1 protein-coding gene is annotated in these 2,251 nt (G+C 34.7%); it reads right to left on the reverse strand.

Annotated elements, in window-relative coordinates:
- Positions 1–145 precede the first annotated feature (145 nt).
- Positions 146–1,831, reverse strand: coding sequence for a DUF262 domain-containing protein (locus tag HXZ74_RS17070; protein WP_286476508.1), 1,686 nt, complete (start codon positions 1,829–1,831; stop codon positions 146–148).
- Positions 1,832–2,251 lie beyond the last annotated feature (420 nt).

Genomic DNA, 2,251 nt, shown 5'->3' on the forward strand with positions numbered 1-2,251 from the left:
TAACGTTTTGCAGCTTGGCGAAGTGGCGGATTTAGAAGCACTTACTTTCAATTTAGCACTAATGTTCATTTGAAAATCAAATGTTCAATTTAGCACTGAACCCGCCATTTTGCCAAACTGCTGTTACCTGCTGTGTTTTTTTCGGTTATACATTTTCTATTACGAATTTAACGATTTTGTCTTTACGTTGCTGAATAAGTTCTTTAGTCCAAGTTGAACTTTCAGCCGTCATTTTTTGTATTTCTCGTTGTTGTTCCAAATGGTTGTAACTACTTCGTTTGTCAGCAAATGGTTTGTTACCAACTGAACAATTATGTGATTTAGAAAGCAACAAATAATTTCCTAAACAATTGATGTATTGATTTACAAATTCCTCGTCATAACTGTCATAACCTGTTTCTGGATTTTCAGTTTGCGGTGCAATGTGTTCCAATTCTGGTTTTTCAATTTTGTCAAATCGAGTAGGCGAGTAACCGCTTTTGCCTTGTCCTTCCAAATGGTTTTCGTATTTCCAAAGTAGATATTTTGCAGTTGTATGATTTATTCCGCCTTGAATTGAACGCTCCAATTCTTTGTTTCCCCAATATGACCACCACCAATCTTGTGTAGTTTTCATCCAATCAATTCTAACATTTATTGGTGTGATGTCAGGATTTTCAGAAGTAAATTTTTGGTAAACGTCATTTAATCGTGAAGTTATTTCGGCTCTTGTTCCGATTAGTCTGTGTCGCAAAACCATTGTTTCCAACTTGCTACAAAGTAAATTGATTTGATTTATTGGCAAACCAAATTTGTAAGCTTTGATTATAAACGGCATTGCAATACCAATTCCGCCAAGTGTTACAAGCGAGTGAATTTCTAAATTTTCTCTTTCGTCTTTGCTGAAAAATGTTGTTAAATGCTCAAAACTTATAGCAAGTGATTGAGTAAATGACTTAATAAAAGGAATTGGATTTGCTTCCGAAAGCAATTTATTTATTTTGTCAATTGCGTTAGTTTCCCAAAGTGAATTGAAGTGTACACGAAGTGTGTAAACTAAAACATCATCTTCGTTAATTCTGTATTCGATTGATGAAATTGATTTGTAAATTTCTTCAAATCTGTCTTTGATTTCTTTTATCAGACTTTCTTTTTCTTCACCACCATAAAGATGAACGTTGAACATAAATTGAGCTTTGATAATTTCTAAATTTGAAGGTTTTTTACCTCTGTTGTTTTGGAAAATGAACATTTGGATTGCTTCCGATGCGTCTTTTACTGGATGTGTTGTGCAAGATGCGTTTTGAACCGTATCCAACATTTTCAACAAATACGTTTCGTCTTTGTCGGCAAGTTGTGAAGTGAAAAAATCAAACGCAATTGCAATGCGTTTTGCAGAAACGGTTTTTATTCCATTTCTGTCTTTTTTGCTTTGGTCAATTACGCAATCTTTGAAAAATCTATCATCATAATCAACTGTTTCAAAACGATAAGTTGAGTTTCGTTTAATGATGTCTTCAAACGTTTCTTGTTCGGTTTCGTTTAAAGGTCTGATTTGTTTTAGTCTGCTGAATAATGCTGATAAGAAAATGACGATTGTCGTCATTCGCTGTTGTCCGTCAATTATTCCAAACTTTTTCTCGTCTTTTTCTTCAAATAAAAAGTGTCCGAAATAGTATTTTGATTTGGTCGAACTTTTATTGTAGTCTTCCAAGTCAGATAAAAACACGTTTGTCTGTTTTGGTGAGTTTGTTTTTTCGAGTTCTGTGTCCCAAGAATATGCTCTTTGATATGTCGGCACAAAAATTTTATTGCCTGCCAACATTTGTTTTACAGTTGTAGATGCTTCCATTAAATAAATTTTGGATGAAAAATATCAAAGGTGGCGAAGCCACCTTTGGTAAAAGATTTTACATAGCTGGTTGATGTTTCTTTGTCGGACTTTTTGAGCAAGAACCCGAACATAAACTTGTTAAGCTCGAATACTTACTGCCACAACATTTACAAACGTATTGCGATTTTTCAGAACCTTCATAAAGTCCGTGTTTCTTTCCTTCAGGATTTTTTGAGCAAGAGCCTGATGTTAAACTTGTCACGCTGGAATATTTACTTCCGCACCATTTGCAATAAAAGTTAGCCATAATAATATTGGTTTTTTCATTTGTGCTTACTCTGTTCGGTTTTCAGCTTTCCCCGTTAGTTCTGCAAATGTCGGTTATCAATCGGTCAAACCGTGTCGTTGTGGACGGTCGCTCGTAACATAGCAGGTAAC

This window comes from Empedobacter sp. R750, from assembly GCF_030324345.1.
Lineage (GTDB): Bacteria > Bacteroidota > Bacteroidia > Flavobacteriales > Weeksellaceae > Empedobacter > Empedobacter falsenii_C.